Raw genomic sequence first — 18,653 nt, 5'->3', positions numbered from 1 at the left:
CTCGATCTCTCCCGCAGGCCGGAAAACATGACAGACGTAAAAGACAGCAACGGCAACAAGCTCGCCGACGGCGATTCCGTTCAGGTCATCAAGGATCTGAAAGTGAAGGGCACCTCCGTCACCCTGAAGCGCGGCACCGTGGTCAAGAATATCCGCCTGACCGACGATCCGGGCCTGATCGAATGCAACGCCGAAAAGGTGAAGGGGCTCGTCCTCAAGACCGAGTTTCTGAAGAAGGTCTGAGCGGCATCACGCCCCCAGCGCGGCCCCGATCTTCGCCAGCGCCTCTTCCGGCGCCTGCGCCTTCTCGCCCAGCGCCTCGATGCGGGCGGGCAGCTCGCGCAGCACCGCGTCGCGCTCCCCGTCGCTCATCGCGCTCCAGCCGGCGATCTCCTTCAGCCGCCGCCCGCAGCCCGTGCAGACATTGGCGCGTCCGTCGACGGCGCAAACGCTGAGGCAGGGGCTCTTGATCGGCTTCGTATAAGTCACGGGATTTTTCCGGGTTCTCGGCTGTCGTGCAACGGAGTATAGAGCGAAGCACCTCGAATCCCACGTCATGCCGGAGACGTCAATGACCCGCGCCGTAACCGGCTTGCCTTTCGACGACATCCGCAACCTGCTGGCAGGCTTGCCGGAGGCGGATGAACGGTCCCGCTCCGAAGCGGCGGCACACACGGCGGCGCTTGCCGCGCCGTCCGGTTCGCTTGGCCGCCTCGCAGGGATCGCCGAATGGATGGCCGCCTGGCAGGGCCTCCCGAAGCCCGCCGTGACGCGCCCCCTCGTTGCGATCTTCGCCGCCACCCACGGTCTCGCGAAACACGCGCCGAATGCCGCGCCCGCCGGCGCCACCCAGCAGCTCGTCGAGCTTTACGCGGCGGGCGGCGCGGCGGTGAACCAGATCGCCCTGCAATCGGATGCGGGTCTCAAGGTCTTCGATCTCGCGCTCGACCTCCCCACGCCCGACATTCGCGAAGACGCGGCGCTGTCGGAAGCGGCCTGCGCCGCCACCATGGCCTTCGGCATGGAAGCGATAGCGGGCGGCGCGGACCTGCTCTGCGTCGGCGCGGCGGGAGCAGGCAACCGTACCGTCGCGGCGGCACTCGCTTGCGCTCTCCTCGGCGGCAAGCCTGAAGACTGGGCGGACGGCTGGGGCGCAGAAGCGGTATCCGCCGCCCTCGCACAACATGAAGGCCATCTGATCGACCCGCTGGAAGCCCTTCGCCGCGTCGGCGGCCGAGAATTCGCGGCGATTGCGGGCGCCATCCTCGCGGCCCGCTACCAGCGCATCCCCGTCCTGCTCGACGGCTTCGTCTCCTGCGCGGCGGCGGCGGTCCTCTACAAACTGGAACCCTCGGCCCTCGACCACTGCATGGCGGCCCACGTCTCCGGCGACCCGGCCCACGCCCGGCTCCTCGGCGCCATCGGCAAGCGTCCGCTGCTTGAAACCGGCATTGCGCTCGAGGAAGGGGCGGGCGCCGCCCTCGCCATCGGCCTCGTCAAATCCGCCCTTGCCGCGCATCGGGGCATGGCCACGCGGGATATGCTCTGACGGTCAGCTGGCGGCTACGCTGCCATTGGCCGCGAGACGGCGGATCACGGCTTGCCGGAAGACCACGTACTGGATGCCGAACATGGCAAGCTTGATCCCCACCAGCACCACGCCGGCGAAAAAGCCCCAGACCTCGGGCGAAGCGGTCAGGGCGACCGCAATGTTGGAAACGCCAAGCACGATCATCAGCGCGGACCAGCCATAGCCCCAGCCGCTGACCATCCGCTGCGACAGGTTATCCTTCGCGATCGGCGGCAGGTACCGTCCGATCCAGCCCGGCCGGAGCATGACCGCGGCAATGGCGAAATGGATGATGCTCGGCTTCACCATCATGAAGCGCGGGTCGTCGAGGTAAAGGGTCGCGCTTCCGAACACGATAACGAGACCCAGACTCATCCAGAGCATGGCGTCGACCGGGCGGTGCGTCAGCCTGAAATAGACGACCTGTGCGATCCCCGCCGCGATGGCGCATCCCGTCGCGATGTAGATATCCCCAAGCGTCAGGTAGAGCGCTATGAAAACAAGTGTGGAAAGCAGGTCGTTCAGAAACTCGCGCATGGATGGGACTCCCCGAAAAGCCGCTCCACCGGCGGTATGGTGTATCGGCGGATATGCCGGTTCCCATTCGCCGGATCGGCCTTGGTGAAATCTGCCGGGGATATGACCCGGGGGCAATGGATTCCCGGACATTCTCCCGTTCATTTTCGAACAGCCCCCGGTTCGCCCCTTACTGAACCCTTGGCTTGCAACGGGGGGCGGGGCGACTATTATCACCGCAAAATAAGGCCCGGCACGCGGGATCGGCGAGGTCACCCCTCGCATGGGCGGCACCGGACCCGGCACAAGCAGAAAACGGCGTGAAGCGCGGCGGGCAACGACCGGCTGCGCGCTGCCCTTATGGAGGTTGACGCATGGATATGAGTTTTTCGCCCGAGGAACTCGCGTTCCGCGACGAGGTTCGCGAGTTCATCGCGAACAACTACCCGCAGGAACTCAAAGGCGGCCGCCGCACGCGCGGTGAGATGTCGAAGGAAGACATCCTGAAGTGGCACCGCATTCTCTACAAGAAGGGCTGGGTCGTGCCCCATTGGCCGGTTGAATATGGCGGCACCGGCTGGACGATCACCCAGCGCTACATCTGGAACGAAGAGAACGCGCGCGCCGAAACCTCGCCGCTGCTCCCCTTCGGTCTCTCCATGGTCGGCCCGGTCATCTATACCTTCGGCAATGAAGAGCAGAAGAAGCGCTTCCTGCCCGGCATTCTCTCCGCCGACGATTGGTGGTGCCAGGGCTATTCCGAGCCCGGCGCCGGTTCCGACCTCGCCAGCCTCCGCACCAAGGCCGTCCGCGAGGGCGACCACTACATCGTCAATGGCGGCAAGACCTGGACGACGCTCGCCCAGTTCGCCGACTGGATGTTCTGCCTCGTCCGCACCGATCCGAATGCCAAGGCGCAGGAAGGCATCTCCTTCCTGCTGATCGACATGAAGACCCCCGGCATCACCGTGCGCCCGATCATCACGATGGACGGCTCGCACGAAGTGAACGAAGTCTTCCTCGAAGACGTGAAGGTGCCGGCGGAAAACCTGATCGGCGAGGAAAACAAGGGCTGGACCTACGCCAAGTTCCTGCTCGGCAACGAGCGCTCCGGCATCGCCGGCGTCGCCCGCTCCAAGAAGGCCATCGAACGGCTGAAGAAGATTGCCGCTGCCGAACTCGTCGACGGCGAGCCGCTGATGAAGACGGACGAGTTCGCCCGCAAGGTCGCCGAACTCGAGATCGACCTCTCCGCCCTCGAAGTGACCGAGCTTCGCACGCTGGCCGCCGAGAGCAGGGGGCGCGGTCCCGGCCCCGAAGCCTCGATCCTCAAGATCAAGGGCACGGAAATCCAGCAGCGCATCACCGAGCTGACCATGGAAGCCGTGGGCAACTACGCCTTCGTGCAGGCGCCGCGCATGGAAGTCACCGGCAACGAATTCACGCCGGGTCCCGACTACGCGCCGGGCGTCTCGCAGGATTACTTCAACATGCGCAAGACCTCGATCTATGGCGGGTCGAACGAGATCCAGCACAACATCATCGCAAAAATGGTGCTCGGCCTCTAAGCCGCGGCGCCGCAGAAACATCAAGGGGAAGGTCAGAGATGGATTTTTCGTTCACCGAGGAGCAGACGCTGCTCCGCAATACCGTACAGAGCCTGCTCGCCGACAAATATGATTTCGACACGCGCCGCAAGGTCGTGAAGACGGCCGATGGCTGGCGTCCCGAGATGTGGGCGCAGTTCGCCGAACTCGGCCTCCTCGCCGCGCCGTTCTCCGAAGAGCTCGGCGGCCTCGGCGGCGGTGCCATCGAAAACATGATCGTCATGGAAGAGTTCGGCCGTCATCTGGTGGTCGAGCCCTACATCGAAACGGTCGTGATCGCCGGCGGGTTCCTGCGCGAGGGCGGCTCGAAAGAGCAGCAGGAAGCGCATATCCCCGGCATCGTCGGCGGCGAAACGGTCTGGGCCTTCGCCTATGCCGAGCCGCAGGGCCGCTACAACCTCGCCGACCTCAAGACGACGGCGAAGAAGGACGGCGCGGGCTACACGATCAACGGCTACAAGGCCGTGGTTCTCGGCGCACCCTGGGCGCAGAAGCTTATCGTGACGGCGCGCAGTGCCGGCGGTCAGCGTGACCGCGACGGCGTTTCCGTGTTCATCGTCGACAAGTCGGCGGCGGGTGTCTCGACCCGCGACTATCCGACGGTCGACGGCCGCCGCGCTTCGGAGATCACCTTTGAAAACGTCAAGGTTGGCGCGGATGCGCTGATCGGCGTGGAAGGCAAGGGCCTGCCCCTCGTCGAGAAGATCACGGACGAGGCGATTGCCGCCCTCTCCGCCGAAGCCATCGGCTGCATGAAGGAACTCAACGCCGCCACCGTCGAATACTGCAAGACGCGCAAGCAGTTCGGCGTGCCGATCGGCAAGTTCCAGGTCCTGCAGCACCGCATGGTCGACATGTTCATGGCGTATGAGCAGTCCGTCTCCATGACCTACATGGTGAACCTCAAGCTCGGCGAGAGCGATGTGGAGCGCACCAAGGCCGCCGCCGGCGCCAAGGTGCAGATCGGCAAGGCCGGGCGCTTCGTGGGCCAGCAGGCCGTGCAGCTTCACGGCGGCATGGGCATGACCGACGAACTCAATGTCGGCCACTACTTCAAGCGTCTCACCATGATCGACACGCAGTTCGGCAATGTCGACCACCAGTTGAAGCGCTACTCCGAAGCCGCCTGAGTGGCACCGGACCGGATAGACGAAGGGGCCGCGCGAGCGGCCCCTTTTTTATACGACGGTATGGATCAGGCGCGGCGCGGGATCGGGGCCGGTGCCCGCAGGCGCTGGGGCGGCAGCGTGCATTCGGCCTGCGTTCCGACACCGAGCTTGCTCTTCAGTTCGAAGCGTCCGCCGTGAACCGCGAGCAGGCCCTTGACGATGGAAAGGCCGAGGCCGGAGCCCTTGCCCGGCTGCGCAAGCCCCGTTGCGCCTTGCGTGAAGGCGTGCAGCACCTTGTCGATTTCCGATTCCGCAATGCCGGGTCCGTTGTCGTGGACGCCGAAGCGCATCTCGCCCGAAGCCTCCATGCGCGCGAACATCTTGACCTCGGAGTCGGGCGGCGAAAACTTGATCGCATTGGTCAGCAGGTTGATCCAGGTCTGCCGCAGGGCACGGGCATCGCCATAGACGATCGGCAGGCCGGCCGCGAAGTCCTCGGTGATCGAAACGCGTTGCGCCTGCGCGCGGATTTCGAGGATGCGACGGCAATCGGCTGCCAGTTGAACGATGTCGACCTCTTCTTCGGTGATCTGGAAGCGGCCGGCCTCGATGCGGGAGAGGTCGAGCACGTCGTTGATGAGGCCGAGCAGATGTTGCCCCGACCGGTTGATGTCGTTCGCATACTCCTTGTAGGTCGGCACGGAATGCTTGCCGAAAATCTCCGACGCCATGACCTCCGAGAAGCCGATGATCGCGTTGAGCGGCGTACGAAGTTCGTGGCTCATATTCGCGAGAAAGTGCGATTTGGCGCGATTGGCCTCTTCGGCGCGGGCCCGGGCGGCGTCGGAATCGCGTTTCGCCTTGAAGAGCTGCTCGATGAGGCCGTTTTTATCCTCGCGCAGCGTAATGGCGCGCAGCATGACCCCGTTCACCTGCGCGGCGAGGCGGATGAGGAGCGCGGTAAAGACGATCAGCACCGCCACCATGGCGAAATGCTGGACTCCGCCGAACAGGATCAGCCGCAGCGCCAACGCGAGGGTGGTCGGCAGCACCGTCCAGTAGAACACCGGAAAGTAGAAGATCGTCACCAGCGTCATCGGCACCAGCGCGATGGTGACGGAGGAAATCAGGTAGGTCTGATGAATAAGGTCGTCCGGCACCCAGAACAGGAAGAGCAGCGAGGAAAAGCTGATCGAGAAGAGGGCCGTAAGGCCCTCGAAGCGCCACCGCCAGCGATCGACATCCTCCGGCTCGACGTCCGTCGCGAGAAATCTCTTGGCGTTGACATAGGTGAGCAGGTGCAGTGCCAGCATTGCACCGAGCCACACCGCGATATTCTGCCAAGCTACGATTCCGTGATGGCTGAAGGCATAAACAGTCATCAGCAGGGGGAAGGCGAGGGGAACGCTCGTCTGCGATTCCGCGAGCGTGCGCATTTGTTCGATCCGCGCGGCAGGCGTAAGCGGAGGCCCCCCCGCTTTCAGGGCATCGATATAGACGTGCAGCGCCCTGCGCCAGCGCGCCGGAGCACCAAAAAGGCTCTCGCGTGCGCCAACCCTGGCGGCGCCATGAGGCGCATCTTCCCACGTCATGCCGGTGCCCTTTTGCCCACTGTCGAAACGAAGTCGCCCGCGCCACTTTCCGATCGCAGGCGATTCCTGATTTTCGAGCTCCAGCCTCCGCTAAAAGTCTTAATAAGGTTTTCCGAGGCATGGTTAAGACGGCATAATCCGGCCGAGCGCCGCGCCCTTTTTGATTGGAAGAATGGGCTCGTCAGCAGAATCTGTCTCACAGGCAGACACAATGAACAGGAAAGAGGCAGTCCGCGATGAGCGATCCCCTGATTTTCGAAAAAGCCGGCCCCGTCGTCACCTTGACCATCAATCGGCCCGAGAGCCGTAACCCGCTCGGCGCCCCTGAGGATGCAGAGAACTTCTCCAGCGCCGCCGCGCGGATCAACGCCGACCGGGAAGTTCGTTGCGTGATCCTGACGGGAGCCGGCAAGGCTTTCTCCGCGGGCGGCAACGTGAAGGCGATGCGCGAGGGCGGCGACGGCTTCGGCGGTCCCGGCGTTCATATCCGCGAGCGCTACCGGAACGGCATCCACCGCATCGTGAAATCCGTCTGGGGCATCGAGGTGCCGGTCATCGCCGCCGTGAACGGTCCCGCCATCGGCCTCGGCAACGACGTCGCCTGCCTGGCGGATACGCGCATCGCGGCCGACAGCGCAATCTTCGGCGCGACCTTCCTCAAGATCGGCCTCATCCCGGGCGACGGCGGTGCCTGGCTGCTCCCGCGCATTATCGGCATGGCCCGCGCCTCCGAGCTTCTCTACACCGGCGACACCATCGACGCGGCGACGGCGATGGACTGGGGCCTCGTCTCCGAAGTGGTTCCCGCCGACAAGCTGATGGACCGGGCCCGGGAGGTCGCCGGAAAGATCTGCAACCAGGCGCCGGACGTCCTTCGCATGACCAAGCAGCTCCTGCGCCAGGGCATGCTCACCTCCTTCGACAATGTGATGGAGCTTTCGGCCTCCATGCAGGCGTTGGCCCACCACACCAGCGACCACAAGGAAGCGCTGGACGCCTTCTTCGAAAAGCGCGCGCCGAACTACAAGGGCGCCTGAGAACCGTTCGAAACTGAACAGGGCCGCCGCAGCGGGCGAACAGCCCGCGGCGGCCCGCGCATTGAAGCGGGGGAGCTTTGCCCCTAAAGTCCCCGGCAACAGAACACGGGCGTCAGGCCCAGCAAACGGGAGCGAAACATGAGTGTCATCGGTGTAGTGGCGACCCTTAAGGTCCAGCCGGGCAAGGAAGCGGAATTCGAGAAGGTCTTCGGCGAACTGCGCTCGAAGGTGAAGGCGAACGAGAAGGGCTGCCTCCAGTACGATTTCTTCAAGTCGAAGTCGGAACCCTCCACCTTCGTCGTCATGGAGCAATATGCCTCGCAGGCCGACCTCGACGCGCATGGCAAGACGGAATATTTCCGTGCGGCCGGCCCCGCCCTCGGCGCGGTCCTCGGCGGAGCGCCGACACTTCTTTTCCTCGACAAGGTCGAATGAACGGCTAACCGGGAAAGCGCATCATGGATCTCGCATTCAGCAAGGAAGACGAAGCCTTCCGTCAGGAAGTTCGTCAGTTTATCGAAGAGAGCTACACGCCGGAGATGCGCGCGAAGCACGCGCGCTCGAAGCACGGCTACATGGACAAGGAAAACCATGTGAAGTGGCAGAAGGCACTGGCGAAGAAGGGCTGGCTTGCGCCCAACTGGCCGACGGAATATGGCGGGCCGGGTTTCACCGCCTCGCAGAAATATATCTTCGACGTGGAGATGGGCCGCGCCGGCGTGCCGCACACCATTCCCTTCGGCCCGACCATGGTGGCCCCCGTCATCATGAAGTTTGGCACACCCGAACAGAAGAAGCGCTTCCTGCCGGACATTCTCGAAACCAACGTCCTCTGGTGTCAGGGCTATTCGGAGCCGGGCGCCGGTTCCGACCTCGCCTCGCTGCAGACCAAGGCCGAGAACAAGGGCGACCACTACCTCGTCAACGGTTCCAAGATCTGGACCTCGGTGGCGCAGTGGGCTGACTGGATTTTCTGCCTCGTCCGCACTTCGAAAGAAGGGAAGCCCCAGGAAGGCATTTCCTTCCTTCTGATCGACATGAAGACGCCGGGCGTGAAGGTGGAGCCGCTGGTGCTGCTCGACGGCACGCCGGGCCCCCACCAGGAAGTGAACCAGGTCTTCTTCACCGACGTGAAGGTGCCGATGGAAAATCGTATCGGCGAGGAGAACAAGGGCTGGACCTACGCCAAGTACCTGCTCGAATTCGAACGCGGCAATCCCTACTCGGCCGGCCTCTACCGCGCCGTCGCCAAGACGAAAAAGATGGCGAAGGAAACCATGGTCGATGGCGGCACGCTCGCCGACGACCCGGAATTCAAGGCCCGCGTCGCCGATCTCGAGTCGCAGATACTGGCGATGGAGTTCACGGAATTGCGCATCTTCTCTGCGCTCTCGACCGGCGGAAATGTCGGCCCGGAATCCTCGCTGCTGAAGTGCCGCGGCACGGAAATCCAGCAGGCGGTTTCGCAGCTCGCGGTCGAAGTGCTCGGTCACTACACCATCCCCTTCGTCGAGGATGGCATGATCGAGACCAACGAGCCCGACATCGGCCCCAAGAATGCCTTCACCGTTGCGCCTTATTACTTCTCGCTGCGCAAGGCGTCGATCTATGCCGGCTCCAATGAGGTCCAGCGCAACATCATGGCGAAGGCCGTGCTCGGGCTTTGAGCATCGCCAGATGATTATCTGACAGTCCGGGGGCGGAAGAAATTCCGCCCCCGTTTTCTTCTCGTGAGCTAGCGCGGCAGTGGCGCATCTTTGCGCTTCACGCGTCCATAGGCCTGCGTGATCCGGTCGAACACGATGGCGAGCGCGACGATCGCGATGCCCGCCGCCAGCCCGCGCCCGATATCGAGGCGCTGGATGCCGAGCAGCACTTCCTCGCCGAGCCCGCGCGCCCCGATCATCGAGGCAATGACGACCATGGAGAGCGCCATCATCGTCGTCTGGTTGACCCCCGCCATGATGCTCGGCAGCGACAGCGGCAGTTTGATGTCGATGAGTTGCCGCCACTTGTCGGCGCCGAGATCGGCGGCCATCTCCACCAGCTGCCGGTCCACTGTTCTCAAGCCGAGATCGACCAGCCGGATCAGCGGTGGCGTTGCATAGATGAGCGTCGCAAAGAGCGCAGGCACCTTGCCGAGCCCGAACAGCATCAGCGCCGGAATGAGATAGACGAAGCTCGGCAGCGTCTGCATCGCATCGAGCACGGGCAACACGATCCGCCGTGCGAGGTCGCTGGCCGCGATCGCGATCCCCGAAGGCAGACCTATCAGCACCGCGAAGAAGACCGACACGAGCATCAGCGCCAGCGTCTGTATCGCAAGATCCCAGAGCCCCAGCGCGCCGATCAGGAACAACAGCGCCGCCAGTGCGACGGGCAGCACGATCCGCCGCGAGGCGTGCCAGGCCGCCCCGGCAACCGCGAGGATGATAAGCCACCAGGGCAGGGCGCCGAGGCCCGCCTCGAGCGCCACGATGAGCGCGAGCAACCAGCCACTCGCCGCATGGAAAGCGTTGCCATAGTCCGCGACAAAATTCTTCATCGCGCGATTGACCCATGCCTCGACGGGAAATTCGAGCGCCAACGGAAAGCTTCGCGCTTCCGCCTCCCGTTCGCCGGTCACCCGCGCCGCGATCTCGGGCGTCACCCATTGCCGCCAGATGTCCGGCCGCGTCTCGATGAAGTGCAGCGCCGCATCCCGCGCCGACGCGTCCCTGTTCGCTTGCATATAGGCGAGCGCTTCGCTCACCATCTGCCCCGTCGTCTCGTAGGCGCGCAGAAAGGCCGCGACCTCCGGCGCCCTCTCCGCGAACCTTGCATTCGCGCCGATGATGACCTCGACGGTCGGAAAGGCGACGGGCGGGTTCCGCTTCGGGTCGGCGTTGAAGGCGTTCCACGCCTCTTCCGACCAGGCCGGCTCTTCGAGCTTCACGAGGTCGAATGCGCCGAGAACCCATGTCGGTCCCCAGTAATAGGCGACGACGGGTTCGCCGCGCTCATAGGCGGAAGCGATGGCGGCGGCGAGTGCCGCTCCGGTTCCGGGCCGGAAGTTCGTATAGAAGCGGTCGAGCCCATACCCTTCGAGCTTGCGTGTGCTCTGCTCCTCGCAGCTCCAGCCGAGAATGCAATTGTAGAAGCGTCCCTTGCCCGGCTGCTCAGGATCGCGAAACAGGGCAGCGTACTGTTTGAGATCGGAGACGGACCGGAGATCTGGCGCCATCGGCTCGATGCCGCGCGCCGCGTCGCCCTCCACCACATAGCGCGGCACATACCAGCCCTGCACCGCATCCGGAAAATTTGTGCCGAGCGAAACCACGGTCCCGGCTTCCAGCGCTTCGTTCCACGGCTCCGTGACATTGTCGCGCCAGATTTCCATCAGCACGTCGATATCGCCCTGTCCGAGCCCCGTCACGAGCGGCAGCGTCGAGCCCGGCAGCACATCCGTCTCGCAGCCATAGCCGCGTTCGAGAATGACGCGCGCGAGTTCGGTGTGGAAGGCGTTGGAATCCCAGTCGAGCCCGCCGAACATCACCGGCCGGTCGACCTCGAATGACGGCGTGGCTGCGGCGCCGGAAGGGAAGCCGCAGATCGAAAGGAAAAGCGCCGCAAGAGCGAAGAGAGCCCGGTTCAGCATCGCAGCACTATAGGCGCCGCCAAAGAAAAAGGGGAACCCGGAAGGTTCCCCTTTGTCGTCCGTCCGGCGGAGAGGCTTACTTGCCGCCCGTCGCCAGCTTGAAGAACTTGCCGGTCTGCTCGCCGCCCATGAAGAAGGGGGTGGCGTTCGAGAAGTCGGAAATCTTGCCCCAGTTCTCGGCGACCTTTTCGGCCGTGAGGCCTTCGCGGCCGAGGAAAATGCCTTCGGCTTCTTCCATGCGCGCGGCGGCGAACACGCCGGCACCCGCGCAGAGGATCATGCCGGTCGGCGCGTCTTCCGAGACGAGGAACATGACACCCGGCGACACGGCGTCTGGCGTCAGCATCTCTTCGGCTTCCGGCGGCATCAGGTCGGAGGTCATCCGCGTATAGGCGACGGGCGCCAGCGCGTTGCAGTGAATGTTGTTCTTCTGGCCTTCCAGCTTCAGCGTGTTGATGAAGCCCACAACCGCGAGCTTTGCCGCGCCGTAGTTTGTCTGGCCGAAATTGCCGTAGAGGCCGGTCGAGGAGGCGGTCACGACGATGCGGCCGTAATTCTGCTCCTTCATGATTTCCCACACCGCCTTGGTCGGCTTTACGGTGCCCATGAGGTGCACATCGACGACGAGCTGGAAGTCTGCGATTTCCATCTTCGAAAACGACTTGTCGCGCAGGATGCCGGCATTGTTGATGAGGATGTCGATGCGGCCGAACTTGTCCATGGTCTGCTTGACCATGTTCTGGACGCCCTCGTCGTCCGTCACCGACGAACCGTTGGCGATCGCCTCGCCGCCCAGCGCCTTGATTTCCTCGACCACCTTGTTGGCCGCGTCGGAAGAGCCGCCGGCGCCGGTCCGGTCGCCGCCGAGGTCGTTCACGACAACCTTGGCGCCGCGCCGCGCGAGTTCCAGCGCGTGGGAACGGCCGAGGCCGCCGCCTGCGCCCGTCACGATGGCGACCTTGCCGTCAAAACGAATGCTCATGGGTCTTTTCTCCAGTTGAACAGGTGGGGCGGGGCCGCCGGAATGCCCGCTTTCGGGGCTTGGGGCGTGGCCCATGGGAAACTTGCGGGGACTTTGTGCATGAGAGCCGTGCGAGGGTCAAGGGAAGCCCTGCCGGGCGGTTCCATTGCGCTCTGCGACCGGCCCCCTATGATGTCGGCACCCGCCAAAAGCCGCGAATCCCTGCCGGAAAGCTCCCTTTTATGACCCTTTTGTCTCTCCAGAGCGCCCTCGGGCTCGCGGCCATTATCGGCCTTGCCTGGGTGCTGAGCGAGAACCGCCGCGCCTCCCGCCGCTACCTGGCGGTCGATGTCGCCATCGCTCTCGCTCTCCAGATCGGCGTGGCGCTGATCCTGCTGAAGCTGCCGCTGGCGCGCGACGCGCTGGTCGGCCTCAACGGCGTCGTGGAAGCGCTGATGGCGGCGACCTCCGCCGGCACCGGCTTCGTCTTCGGCTATGTCGGCGGCGGTGCCGCGCCCTTCGAGGTTGCGCACCCGCAAAACAGCTTCGTCCTCGCCTTCCAGGCCTTGCCTCTCGTCCTCTTCATGTCGGCGCTCTCCGCGCTCCTCTGGTACTGGCGGGTCCTGCCGGTCGTCACGCGGGGCTTCGCGGTTCTGCTGCGCAAGACCATGGGCATCGGCGGCGCGGTCGGCCTTGCCTCTGCCGCCAATGTCTTTGTCGGCATGGTGGAAGCGCCGCTCCTCATCAAGCCCTATCTGGAGCGTCTCTCCCGTTCCGAACTCTTTGCCGTCATGACGGTCGGCCTTGCCACCGTCGCGGGCACCGTTCTCTTCCTCTATGCCAGCATCATCGCGCCCGTCGTGCCGGGATCGCTCGGCCAGATCGTCACGGCCTCGCTCATCTCGCTCCCCGCCGCCCTGCTGATCGCACGCCTGATGGTGCCGGAGGAGGCGGGACGCACGCCCACCGGCGTCGGCGACGATGTGCCCGTGGTCGACTATGAAAACAGCATGGACGCCCTCACGCGCGGCACCTTCGAGGGGCTTCATCTGCTGCTCAACATTATCGCCATGCTGCTGGTGATGGTCGCCTTCGTCGCGCTCCTCAATGTTCTGCTGGCACTGCTGCCCGATGTCGGCGAGGCGCCGCTCACGCTCCAGCGCCTCTTCGGCTGGGCCTTCGCACCGCTCGTCTGGCTGATGGGCGTACCGTGGACGGAGGCGCCCGCAGCCGGGCAGATCATGGGCGTCAAGACGATCCTGAACGAACTTCTCGCCTATATCGCGCTGGCGGGAGAAGCCGGCGCGGGCCTGAGCGAACGCTCGCGCCTCATCATAGTCTACGCGCTGTGCGGCTTCGCCAATCCGGCAAGCGTCGGCATCATGATCGGCGGCCTCACTGCCATCGCGCCCTCGCGCCGCTCCGAGATCGTGGCGCTTGCGCCGCGTGCCCTCATCTCCGGCACCCTCGCGACCTCGATGACCGGCGCGGTGATCGGCCTCATCGTTTAACAGAAAAACAAGGGGAGGAACTGTCGTGAAGCTTTACAACTCGGCCATGCCCGCGCCCAATCCGCGCCGCGTCCGCATATTCGCCGCCGAAAAAGGCATCGACCTGCCGCTTGAGGAGGTCGCGCTGGCAAAGCGTGAGCACAAGTCGGACGCCTTTCGCGAGAAAAATTCGCTCGGCCAGACGCCGGTCCTTGAACTCGATGACGGCACGACCATTTCCGAAAGCGTCTCGATCTGCCGCTACCTGGAGGAGACGTACCCGGAGAAACCTCTCTTCGGCCGTACTGCCCTCGAACGCGCGCAGGTCGACATGTGGCTCCGCCGCGTCGAATTCGCGCTGATGGGGCCGATAGGGAATTTCTGGCGCCACGCGCACCCTTACACGGCGAAGGTTGTGAAGCAGTTCAACGACTTCGGCGAGTCGAACCGCGAAGCCGCCACTGCGGCCTTCCGCTGGCTCGACCGCGAGCTTGCGGGGCGCGAATTTCTCGCCGGAGACTATTTCTCCGCCGCTGACATCACTGCGCTCTGTACGGTCGACTTTGCGGATTTTGCAGGGCTGAAAATGCCGGAAGACGCGCCGAACCTGCGGGCCTGGCACGCGCGGGTCTCGCAAAGGCCCAGCGCTGCGGCGTAAAAATAAAGGCGGCGTCCACGGGGTACGGAATGGACGCCGCCAATACGTTCCCATCCGCACCCGATTAAAGTCCCGGCTGGAAACATCACCGATGAACTCTCGACCCATCGGTTGATGCGATAATCGCGTTTTGAAGCTGAACGCAGCCTGAACCGAAATAGGTCGCAATATGGCGGACGGACATTGCGTCCTGCGGCAGAGATAGTAAGCTATCTTTATTAGTTGCGCTTTGGGAGGAGTGGCACGATGACGGAGGAGAAGGGCCAAGCGCGCCTGACGACATGGCAGCTCATCGCCTATGGCCAGCTCGTCGTACCGCTCGCGGTCATCGGCTTGCCCGTTGCGGTCTATCTCCCGCCTTTCTATTCGAGCACGCTCGGTCTCGACCTCGCCGCCGTGGGCATCATCCTGATGCTGGCGCGTATTTCCGACGTGGTGACGGATCCGCTGATCGGCCGTCTTTCCGATCGCACCCGCTCGCGCTTTGGGCGCAGGCGCCCTTGGATTATCGCGGGCGTGCCCGTCATGGTCGTCTCCGCCCTGATGCTCTTCGTACCGCAGGGCGAAGTATCGAACCTCTATCTGCTCATCTGGATATCGGCGATCTATCTCGGCTACACGCTGATCACAATTCCCTATGGCGCGTGGGGCGCCGAACTTTCGGGCGACTACAGCGAGCGCAACCGCATCACCGGCAGCCGCGAGATGTTTCTGCTGGCCGGCCTTCTGATCGCCATCACCGCGCCCATCGTCGGCGCTTATTGGAGCGGTACCTCGGCGGAGGAGGGCGCGGCCAGCCGTTCGGCAGTCGGTGTGCTCGGCTGGCTGACGGCCTTCATGCTGCCGATCTGTGCCCTGATCGTCTTCGCGTCGGTGCCTGAGCCGCGCATCCACGAGACGAAAACAATTCCCTTCCGCCGCGGCCTTCGCGTCGCGATGAAGAACGGCCCGTTCCGTATCATCCTGCTTAGCTCGATCTTCGGCGCGCTTGCCGGCTCCATCAATATCGGTGTCGTGATCTTCTTCTACGATCACGTCGCTGAAATAGGACAGGCGGGCACCGTTCTGATCTTCGTGCTTTTCGTTGCCGGCGTCATCGGCTCGCCCTTCTGGGTCTGGCTCGGCAGCCGCATGGGCAAGCACAAGGCGATTGCTTCCGCGGGCATCGCCTCCATGTTCGTCTTCGCCCTCGTTCCGGCCGTCATCTATCTGGTGAAGCCGGTGGCGCCTGAAGCCGTCATATGGTGCCTCCTCTTCATCACGGTGATCCAGGGGCTTGCGCTCGGCGCGGCCCCTATCCTCGGCCCCTCCATCATGGCGGACGTCGTCGATCTCGACACGATCAAGAGCGGAGAGCCGCGCGCGGCTTTCATGTTTGCGTTCCTCGGTATGGTCCGCAAGATTTTCGAGGCGGTCGGCGTCGGTCTCGCCCTGCCGATCCTTGCCTGGGCGGGTTTCAGCGCCCAGTCCCGCGAGAATTCGCCCGAGGCGCTTTTCGCGCTCCTCGCCATGTATTGCATGGTGCCGCTGGTCCTCTGGCTCATTTCCATCGCAATCATCCTCCGCTACCCGATCACGCGGGAGCGTCAGACAAGGCTGCGCGCGGCGCTGGAACGCCGGATCGCACGCCACACGGCGCTCCGCCGCATGATGGCGGACTGACGGCCGGTCCATGACGGCAAGCCTTGACAGGGCCGCCGCTTGCCTTCAAACTTTACCACATGGTTAAGTATCAAGACCGGCATCTCGACCGGACCTTCGCCGCCCTTGCCGATCCGACGCGGCGCGCCTTGCTTGCGCGGCTCGAAGCGGGCGAAGACCTTTCCGTCAGCGAACTTGCTCGCCCGTTCGCGATGTCGCTGCCTGCGGTGATGAAGCATCTCGATGTGCTGAGCGACGCCGGCCTCATCGAAAAGCGAAAGACCGGCCGCACCGTTTCCTGCTCGCTCAACGCCGAACCCATGAGGGAAGCGATGGAGTGGCTGAACCGCTATCGCCGTTTCTGGGCCGCCAATCTGGACCGGCTCGCGGCCTTTCTGGAAACGGATGACAAAAGAAAAGCCGCGCGCCGGAAAGATACAGCCAAGCCGAAGCCGGACAGGAAGAAATAGCGTCGACAAAGATCAATCGGAGGAGAGTTCAAATGGCATATGTAGACGGATTTGTGTTGCCGGTTCCGAAGAAGAATATCGACGCCTACAAGCGCATGGCGCGCAAGGCCGGGAAAATCTGGATGGAATATGGCGCGCTCGATTTCAAGGAATGCGTCGGCGACGATCTCAACATCAAGGGCATGTTGAGCTTCACGAAAGGCATCAAGGTGAAGCCGGGCGAAACCGTCATGTTCTCCTGGATCACCTACAAGTCGCGCGCTCACCGCGACAAGGTGAACGCAAAAGTGATGGCCGACCCGCGCCTCGGCAAGATGCCTTCCTCCATGCCCTTCGATCCGAAGCGCATGATGTATGGCGGCTTCAAGACGCTGGTCGATCTCGGAAAATAACCGGAGAGGCGAGGGCGGAACCTGTTGTGCGGCTCGCTCTCGAACCCTGTCGAACGGAAGGAGGCTGCCATGAGCAATCTCGCTGAAAAGAAGCAATTCGCGCAGAAGCGCGTCGTTTCGCGCGATGAATGGTTGAAGGCGCGCAAGGCGCTGCTGGCGGAAGAAAAAGCGCTGACCCGCGCGCGCGACCGGCTCTCCGCCGCGCGCCGCGAGTTGCCTTGGGTGAAACTCGAAAAGGACTATGTCTTTGAAGGCTCTGGGGGCAGCGTGACGCTCGCCGATCTTTTCGACGGCCGCAGCCAGCTCATCGTCCAGCATTTCATGCTGACGCCCGGCTCCGATCACATTTGCCCCGGGTGTGCCTTCGGTGCAGATCATGTCGATGCCGCGCGAATGCATTTCGAAAACGCGGACCTCTCCTTCGCGGCGATTTCACGCGCACCGCTCTCGCAGATCGAGCCGGTCAGGAAGCGCATGGGCTGGAAGTTCAACTGGGTCTCGTCGCGCGGCAACAGCTTCAATTACGATTTCGGCGTCTCTTTCACGCCGGAACAGGTGGCGAGCGGCGATGTCGGCTACAATTTTGGAACCACACCCTATGCCGCGGAAGAGCTGCACGGCATGAGCGTCTTCGCGAAAGATGAGGCAGGCGACATCTTCCACACCTATTCGACTTACGCGCGCGGCACGGAGATGACCGTCGCCGCCTTCGCATTTCTCGACATGGCGCCGAAAGGCCGCAACGAGAACGGCATCATGAACTGGGTAAGGCTGCACGACGAATACGAGCGGAAAGGGCAGGAAGGATCCTGCTGCCACTGACGCAGGGCGTCAGGCGCCCTTCAGCCCCATCGCCTCGGCCAGAAGTTCGTAGGACCGAACGCGGTCCTTCTGGTCGTAGGTGATGGTAAGAATGACGAAGTCGTCCACGCCATGAGCCTCACCCAGGGCAAGGAGCCGTCCGCGTACCTGCTCCGGCGAACCCGTGATGCCGCGCTTTTCGATGGTACGCAGCATTATGCGGTCTTCATCCGTATAGGGATAGTCGAGCGCCTCCTCGATTGAGGGAAAGGCGCCCGCGCGGTTTTGCAGGAGATGCATCACCCAGAGATTGCGCGATGCGGAAATGCGCTTCGCTTCTTCTTCCGTCTCCGCGACAGTCACGGAGACGGCAAGCGATCCTCGCGGGCTGGGAAGCCCACGCGACGGACGGAAATTCCGCCGGTAAAGCTCCAGCGGCTGCGTACCCGCATCCTGGTTGATGAAATGGGCGAAGCAATAGGCCATGCCGAATTGCGCCGCGATGACCGCGCCGTCGCCACCCGAACCCAGCATCCACAAATCCGGCATGCCCGGTCCGCGCGGCGTCGCATGGAGGCCCTGATAGGGATGACCGGCTGGAAAGCCGCCTGCCTCGCCGGCAAGGCCCTGCGCGTCCTCGAGAAATTGAGTGAGCAGTTCGACCTGCTGCGGAAAGACGCCCACATCGTAAGCCTGTGGCCCCGGTTGCAGCGCGCGCGACGTTCTCATGTCGCCGCCGGGCGCGCGGCCGAGCCCGAGGTCGATCCGTCCCGGATAGAGCGTTTCGAGCACGCGGAAACACTCCGCCACCTTGAGTGGACTGTAATGCGGCAACATCACGCCGCCCGAGCCGACGCGAATGTGCGATGTCGCCGCCGCCACCGCGCCGATCAGAACTTCCGGCGCCGAACCCGCGAAGGACGAGGTGTTGTGATGTTCCGCAAGCCAGTAGCGGCTGTAACCGAAACCTTCGGCCCGCCGCGCGAGGTCGATCGTGTTGGCGATGGCTTCCGCCGAGGTGCCGCCCTTGTGGATCGGTGACTGGTCGAGAACGCTCAATGTGACCATGGGGCTCCGGCTTTCCTGGGCTGCGGTTCCGTCCGATATGTGGCCTCGTCCCTTACTTTTCGAGAGGCCTCTTCTTCACGCGCTTCACGATGCCCGAAAAGTTG

General features: G+C 63.7%; 19 protein-coding genes and 1 pseudogene. 13 read left to right on the top strand and 7 right to left on the bottom strand.

Features of this window, described 5'->3' with window-relative positions; translation table 11 throughout:
* Positions 1-27: 27 nt before the first annotated feature.
* Positions 28-243, top strand: a complete 216-nt coding sequence (locus tag Q8S60_RS10360; RefSeq protein WP_305277372.1) for an alkylphosphonate utilization protein — start codon at positions 28-30, stop codon at positions 241-243.
* A 6-nt stretch (positions 244-249) separates the two neighbouring features.
* On the opposite strand, the gene Q8S60_RS10355 is transcribed toward Q8S60_RS10360, so the two are convergent.
* Positions 250-489, bottom strand: a complete 240-nt coding sequence (locus Q8S60_RS10355; protein WP_305277373.1) for a DUF1289 domain-containing protein — start codon at positions 487-489, stop codon at positions 250-252.
* Positions 490-571: 82 nt separating this feature from the next.
* On the opposite strand from Q8S60_RS10355, the gene Q8S60_RS10350 reads away from it, so the two are divergent.
* On the top strand, positions 572-1,549 hold the full coding sequence (locus Q8S60_RS10350; protein WP_305277374.1) for a nicotinate-nucleotide--dimethylbenzimidazole phosphoribosyltransferase: 978 nt from the start codon (positions 572-574) through the stop codon (positions 1,547-1,549).
* Positions 1,550-1,552: 3 nt separating this feature from the next.
* Here Q8S60_RS10350 and Q8S60_RS10345 read toward each other — a convergent pair whose 3' ends face one another.
* Positions 1,553-2,107: an inner membrane-spanning protein YciB gene (locus tag Q8S60_RS10345; protein ID WP_305277375.1), complete on the bottom strand. Its 555-nt coding sequence runs from the start codon at positions 2,105-2,107 to the stop codon at positions 1,553-1,555.
* 353 nt (positions 2,108-2,460) lie between these two features.
* On the opposite strand from Q8S60_RS10345, the gene Q8S60_RS10340 reads away from it, so the two are divergent.
* Positions 2,461-3,654 (top strand): acyl-CoA dehydrogenase family protein, encoded by a 1,194-nt coding sequence (locus Q8S60_RS10340; protein WP_305277376.1) that lies wholly within the window; start codon positions 2,461-2,463, stop codon positions 3,652-3,654.
* Positions 3,655-3,692: 38 nt separating this feature from the next.
* Entirely contained in the window at positions 3,693-4,823 is a 1,131-nt protein-coding gene (locus tag Q8S60_RS10335) for an acyl-CoA dehydrogenase family protein (protein ID WP_305254239.1), read from the top strand.
* 65 nt (positions 4,824-4,888) lie between these two features.
* Here Q8S60_RS10335 and Q8S60_RS10330 read toward each other — a convergent pair whose 3' ends face one another.
* Complete coding sequence (locus Q8S60_RS10330; protein WP_305254240.1) at positions 4,889-6,394, bottom strand: HAMP domain-containing sensor histidine kinase; 1,506 nt, start codon at positions 6,392-6,394, stop codon at positions 4,889-4,891.
* Positions 6,395-6,630: 236 nt separating this feature from the next.
* On the opposite strand from Q8S60_RS10330, the gene Q8S60_RS10325 reads away from it, so the two are divergent.
* The 3 genes from Q8S60_RS10325 (at position 6,631) to Q8S60_RS10315 (ending at position 9,098) form a co-directional block, all read left to right on the top strand.
* On the top strand, positions 6,631-7,431 hold the full coding sequence (locus Q8S60_RS10325) for a crotonase/enoyl-CoA hydratase family protein (protein WP_305254241.1): 801 nt from the start codon (positions 6,631-6,633) through the stop codon (positions 7,429-7,431).
* Between the two features lie 138 nt (positions 7,432-7,569).
* Positions 7,570-7,866: a putative quinol monooxygenase gene (locus Q8S60_RS10320; RefSeq protein ID WP_305254242.1), complete on the top strand. Its 297-nt coding sequence runs from the start codon at positions 7,570-7,572 to the stop codon at positions 7,864-7,866.
* Between the two features lie 23 nt (positions 7,867-7,889).
* Complete coding sequence (locus Q8S60_RS10315; RefSeq protein WP_305254243.1) at positions 7,890-9,098, top strand: acyl-CoA dehydrogenase family protein; 1,209 nt, start codon at positions 7,890-7,892, stop codon at positions 9,096-9,098.
* Positions 9,099-9,166: 68 nt separating this feature from the next.
* On the opposite strand, the gene Q8S60_RS18970 is transcribed toward Q8S60_RS10315, so the two are convergent.
* The 3 genes and pseudogenes from Q8S60_RS18970 to Q8S60_RS10305 form a co-directional block, all read right to left on the bottom strand.
* Complete coding sequence (locus Q8S60_RS18970; protein ID WP_305254397.1) at positions 9,167-9,976, bottom strand: proline/glycine betaine ABC transporter permease; 810 nt, start codon at positions 9,974-9,976, stop codon at positions 9,167-9,169.
* A 144-nt stretch (positions 9,977-10,120) separates the two neighbouring features.
* Positions 10,121-10,963: pseudogene (locus Q8S60_RS18965) on the bottom strand (ABC transporter substrate-binding protein); the annotation flags it as partial.
* 181 nt (positions 10,964-11,144) lie between these two features.
* Positions 11,145-12,050, bottom strand: coding sequence for an SDR family oxidoreductase (locus tag Q8S60_RS10305; protein ID WP_305254244.1), 906 nt, complete (start codon positions 12,048-12,050; stop codon positions 11,145-11,147).
* A gap of 221 nt (positions 12,051-12,271) precedes the next feature.
* Here Q8S60_RS10305 and Q8S60_RS10300 point away from each other — a divergent pair, with 221 nt between their 5' ends.
* The 6 genes from Q8S60_RS10300 (at position 12,272) to Q8S60_RS10275 (ending at position 17,502) form a co-directional block, all read left to right on the top strand.
* A complete protein-coding gene (locus Q8S60_RS10300; protein ID WP_305254245.1) occupies positions 12,272-13,540 on the top strand; it encodes a NupC/NupG family nucleoside CNT transporter in 1,269 nt (422 codons plus the stop codon).
* A 25-nt stretch (positions 13,541-13,565) separates the two neighbouring features.
* Positions 13,566-14,177, top strand: coding sequence for a glutathione S-transferase family protein (locus tag Q8S60_RS10295; protein WP_305254246.1), 612 nt, complete (start codon positions 13,566-13,568; stop codon positions 14,175-14,177).
* A gap of 246 nt (positions 14,178-14,423) precedes the next feature.
* Positions 14,424-15,839, top strand: a complete 1,416-nt coding sequence (locus tag Q8S60_RS10290) for an MFS transporter (RefSeq protein WP_305254247.1) — start codon at positions 14,424-14,426, stop codon at positions 15,837-15,839.
* Between the two features lie 59 nt (positions 15,840-15,898).
* Complete coding sequence (locus Q8S60_RS10285; protein ID WP_305277378.1) at positions 15,899-16,288, top strand: helix-turn-helix transcriptional regulator; 390 nt, start codon at positions 15,899-15,901, stop codon at positions 16,286-16,288.
* Positions 16,289-16,320: 32 nt separating this feature from the next.
* Positions 16,321-16,680: a DUF1428 domain-containing protein gene (locus Q8S60_RS10280; RefSeq protein WP_305254249.1), complete on the top strand. Its 360-nt coding sequence runs from the start codon at positions 16,321-16,323 to the stop codon at positions 16,678-16,680.
* A 69-nt stretch (positions 16,681-16,749) separates the two neighbouring features.
* Positions 16,750-17,502, top strand: a complete 753-nt coding sequence (locus tag Q8S60_RS10275) for a thioredoxin family protein (protein ID WP_305254250.1) — start codon at positions 16,750-16,752, stop codon at positions 17,500-17,502.
* A 9-nt stretch (positions 17,503-17,511) separates the two neighbouring features.
* On the opposite strand, the gene Q8S60_RS10270 is transcribed toward Q8S60_RS10275, so the two are convergent.
* Complete coding sequence (locus Q8S60_RS10270) at positions 17,512-18,549, bottom strand: LLM class flavin-dependent oxidoreductase (RefSeq protein WP_305254251.1); 1,038 nt, start codon at positions 18,547-18,549, stop codon at positions 17,512-17,514.
* Positions 18,550-18,653 lie beyond the last annotated feature (104 nt).

The sequence above is a fragment of the Parvibaculum sp. genome, assembly GCF_030694575.1.
Classification (GTDB): Bacteria; Pseudomonadota; Alphaproteobacteria; order Parvibaculales; family Parvibaculaceae; genus Parvibaculum.
The sequence above is the reverse complement of the archived record's forward strand: the minus strand, read 5'-3'. Positions and strand labels throughout refer to the sequence as shown.

Coding starts and splice junctions, on each gene's coding strand:
- Q8S60_RS10325 (WP_305254241.1), top strand. CDS start 6,631: ATGAGCGATCCCCTGATTTTCGAAAAAGCCGGCCCCGTCGTCACCTTG.
- Q8S60_RS10335 (WP_305254239.1), top strand. CDS start 3,693: ATGGATTTTTCGTTCACCGAGGAGCAGACGCTGCTCCGCAATACCGTA.
- Q8S60_RS10290 (WP_305254247.1), top strand. CDS start 14,424: ATGACGGAGGAGAAGGGCCAAGCGCGCCTGACGACATGGCAGCTCATC.
- Q8S60_RS10345 (WP_305277375.1), bottom strand. CDS start 2,107: ATGCGCGAGTTTCTGAACGACCTGCTTTCCACACTTGTTTTCATAGCG.
- Q8S60_RS10300 (WP_305254245.1), top strand. CDS start 12,272: ATGACCCTTTTGTCTCTCCAGAGCGCCCTCGGGCTCGCGGCCATTATC.
- Q8S60_RS10275 (WP_305254250.1), top strand. CDS start 16,750: ATGAGCAATCTCGCTGAAAAGAAGCAATTCGCGCAGAAGCGCGTCGTT.
- Q8S60_RS10320 (WP_305254242.1), top strand. CDS start 7,570: ATGAGTGTCATCGGTGTAGTGGCGACCCTTAAGGTCCAGCCGGGCAAG.
- Q8S60_RS10305 (WP_305254244.1), bottom strand. CDS start 12,050: ATGAGCATTCGTTTTGACGGCAAGGTCGCCATCGTGACGGGCGCAGGC.
- Q8S60_RS10315 (WP_305254243.1), top strand. CDS start 7,890: ATGGATCTCGCATTCAGCAAGGAAGACGAAGCCTTCCGTCAGGAAGTT.
- Q8S60_RS10350 (WP_305277374.1), top strand. CDS start 572: ATGACCCGCGCCGTAACCGGCTTGCCTTTCGACGACATCCGCAACCTG.
- Q8S60_RS10340 (WP_305277376.1), top strand. CDS start 2,461: ATGGATATGAGTTTTTCGCCCGAGGAACTCGCGTTCCGCGACGAGGTT.
- Q8S60_RS10285 (WP_305277378.1), top strand. CDS start 15,899: ATGGTTAAGTATCAAGACCGGCATCTCGACCGGACCTTCGCCGCCCTT.
- Q8S60_RS18970 (WP_305254397.1), bottom strand. CDS start 9,976: ATGAAGAATTTTGTCGCGGACTATGGCAACGCTTTCCATGCGGCGAGT.
- Q8S60_RS10360 (WP_305277372.1), top strand. CDS start 28: ATGACAGACGTAAAAGACAGCAACGGCAACAAGCTCGCCGACGGCGAT.
- Q8S60_RS10330 (WP_305254240.1), bottom strand. CDS start 6,394: ATGACGTGGGAAGATGCGCCTCATGGCGCCGCCAGGGTTGGCGCACGC.
- Q8S60_RS10280 (WP_305254249.1), top strand. CDS start 16,321: ATGGCATATGTAGACGGATTTGTGTTGCCGGTTCCGAAGAAGAATATC.
- Q8S60_RS10270 (WP_305254251.1), bottom strand. CDS start 18,549: ATGGTCACATTGAGCGTTCTCGACCAGTCACCGATCCACAAGGGCGGC.